Source organism: Nonomuraea sp. NPDC004580 (assembly GCF_040609855.1).
Taxonomy (GTDB): domain Bacteria; phylum Actinomycetota; class Actinomycetes; order Streptosporangiales; family Streptosporangiaceae; genus Nonomuraea; species Nonomuraea salmonea.
In genome coordinates, this window is record NZ_JBEXLH010000138.1 from 1 (window position 1) to 1,894 (window position 1,894).

1 pseudogene is annotated in these 1,894 nt (G+C 75.2%); it reads right to left on the reverse strand.

Annotation, left to right across the window (positions count from 1 at the left end):
- A pseudogene (locus ABZW11_RS46185) lies at positions 1-1,894 on the reverse strand (hypothetical protein); the annotation flags it as partial.

The window sequence follows — 1,894 nt, forward strand, 5'->3', positions numbered from 1 at the left end:
CTGTTCGGCCGGTTCCACGGGGTGGACGGCCGCGGCGACGGCAGGGACGGTCGCGGGCAGCGCCGAACTGGCGGGCAGGGCGCCGGGGGTGGCGGCGGCGTCGAGGGTGCTCGCGACCCCGTTCGCCGGACCCGGCTCCGCGGGCGCGACGGCGTGCGACGCTCCCCTCTCGGCGGGCACGGCGGCGGGGGAGACAGGGCGCTCGGCCGGGAGGGCGCGGTTGAGAGGCGCGGGGTCGGCGAGGGGGTGGGCAGGGCCCGGGTTGTTGTGCACAGGGGCCGGGGTGTGCACGGGGGCCGGGGTGTGCACGGGGGCCGGGGTGTGGACTGCGGGCCGGGCGGCGGGGGTCGCCGTTCCGGCCGCCGGGGCCGTAGTGGCGGCGCTTGCCGTCCCGCTCGCGGTCGTGTTGGCGGGCAGGGGGGTGTCGCGGCGGGCGAGGACCTCGCCTATGACGGTGTCGCTGCGGTGGGGTGGTGGTGCGGCGACGGCCGGTTCGGCGGCCTGGTGGATCACGACGTGCCCGCCGCCACCGGCCTGATTGCCGCCGCTGACAGCGTGATGGGCACCGTTCGCGGCCGAGCCCGGGCCGTTGCTCGGGGTGTGAGCGCCACCGCCGTCGGCGGGGGTGTACCCGGCGAGGCTGGTGCCCTCGTAGCGGACGGCAGGCGTGCCGGTCGTGGAGCTGTGGCTCGCGGCCGGCTGGTGCGCACCGCCTCCAGAAAGAGCCGAACCGGAGCCCGCCGAACCGGAGCCCGCCGAACCCGAGCCCGCCGAACCCGAGCCCGCCGAACCCGAGCCCCCCGAGCCTGACCCGGCTGAGCCGGAGCCCGCCCAGCTCACGCCGCCCGAGCCGGTGCCGCCGGTGCCGCCGGTGGATCCCGCGCCCGCGGATCCGCCGTTCGGCGTGGGGCCGGTGGTGAGTTCGCCGGCGACGTCGAAGCGGGGGAGGTAGCTGACGCGGGCGCCGGCGGGGATGTCCAGGCCGCCGGCGACGCCGGACAGGAAGGTGTACTTCAGGTGGTCGGCGTCGAGCTGGCCGCTGAGGGCCAGGCCGGGCACGGAGCCGGCGGTGCCGGCCAGGCCGCCCATCAGGGCCTGGCCGTAGATGCCCTGGCCCAGGGCCACCACCTTGTCGCGCACGCCCAGCTCGGCCGCGGAGGCGACGTAGACCATCTCGCGGCTGAGCAGCCGCGACAGGGCCGCGTTCCCGGCGCCGAACAGCGCGCCGGTCAGCGCGCCGCTGCCGGCCGACATGGCCAGCGAGGCCAGGTCGAACTCGCCCGTCTCGCGTACCCCTCCGAGGGCGTCGATGTGCTGGGCCAGCTGCACGCTCAGGTCCAGCCCGCCCATCAGGGCGCCGAACTTGAGCATGTTGCTCAGCACCAGCCGCTTGAGCGTCTCGATGTGCACCTTGGTCATCAACGTGCGCGCCTGGATCGCGGCCATCACGGCGGGCCCGTTGACGTAGATCCAGGCCAGCAGCCGGATGATCATCGCGGCGAGCAGGGCCAGCGCCGCGTAGATCATCCATTCGGTGTGCTGCATGCGCACGCCGTGGTCGTGCACCGACGTGGCCTCGGCCCGCAGCGCCTCCACCAGCAGGTCCACCAGCGCCTCTGGCGTGCCCTCACCGTCGGCGAGGTCCTCCTTGCCGCTGAGCGCGCCGAACACCTGCTGGAAGTTCTCCTTGGCCGGCCCCTGCCACAGCTCCTCGCGCAGCATCCGCATGACGGCGCCGGCGTCCTCGGACTTCATCTCCTCCAGCGCGTCGGCCAGCTCGTTCAGCGCTTTCGCCTCGCTGATCAGGGTGTGCACGTCGGCCTCGGGGACCGCCCCGCCCGCCAGCGGCTTGGCCAGCGGCTTGACGATGTCGGGCACCAGGTTCAGATCGAGC